The organism is Thalassospira sp. ABL2_045 (genome assembly GCF_056161285.1).
The window spans coordinates 1-937 of sequence record NZ_JBSWYV010000038.1; the positions used below are offsets into that span (position 1 = coordinate 1).

Genomic DNA, 937 nt, shown 5'->3' on the forward strand with positions numbered 1-937 from the left:
ATCCCTCAGCTAACTGTTCTGCGGCTTGCGCAGGGGTAAAACCTGCAAAACCACATCACAACTAGTTCGCGATCACGTTCTTTCGTTGCGACAAAATCACAACGGAAAGATCCGTTCTCTTCATATTCCCTATTCACAATGTCAAACATCTCGTCATCCAGTCACTCGGACCAGATATCTCGTATCTTCCAAACCTCTGTATTGCTTTCTGAATGCCTCCGGCATTCAGAGCGCGCCGCCGCCGGCCAACCCGGCGCGCAGTGTCTAAAACAACCGCTCTACCATTTGGCACGTCGACTTATTTGATAACATCCAACTTCTCAACCGTTCTCACCAGTTATTCGATGCTCCCGCGATCCAAGTGGATCGCCGCGCGGTGTCGCGCGAGCCAAGCTTGCAGCGCAAGCGTGCGGCGTTTGAGCACCAATATAATGGTGGAGGTGAACGGGATCGAACCGATGACCTCCTGCTTGCAAAGCAGGCGCTCTCCCAACTGAGCTACACCCCCGGTATAAGCTAGCTGAATGCCATCCGGCATTCAGTGCGCGCCGCCGCCGGCCAACCCGGCGCGCATTGTCTAAAACAAATGCTTGGCCTTGTGGCTACGTTCGACACACATCAGAAGCAGTCAAGGAACTGTATTCAGTCTTGGTCACGGTCAGTGAACACTCTTCGTATTCACCTGGCACCATAATAAATGGTGGGCCTGAGAAGAGTTGAACTTCTGACCTCACCCTTATCAGGGGTGCGCTCTAACCAACTGAGCTACAGGCCCGTTATCTTCGAGGTCTGGAAGGGATGCGCGGACAGCGCCATGGTCTTTTCTTTTACTAGAGAGGATAGAGATAAATCCATCCTCATCCTTGAAAGGAGGTGATCCAGCCGCAGGTTCCCCTACGGCTACCTTGTTACGACTTCACCCCAGTCGCTGACCTTA

2 tRNA genes and 1 rRNA gene are annotated in these 937 nt (G+C 52.8%); all 3 read right to left on the reverse strand.

Going from position 1 to position 937, the window contains the following annotated elements:
- Positions 1-432 precede the first annotated feature (432 nt).
- A tRNA-Ala gene (locus ACXAIA_RS20620) sits at positions 433-508 on the reverse strand.
- 190 nt (positions 509-698) lie between these two features.
- Positions 699-775, reverse strand: a tRNA-Ile gene (locus ACXAIA_RS20625).
- A 91-nt stretch (positions 776-866) separates the two neighbouring features.
- A 16S ribosomal RNA gene (locus tag ACXAIA_RS20630) occupies positions 867-937 on the reverse strand; the annotation flags it as partial.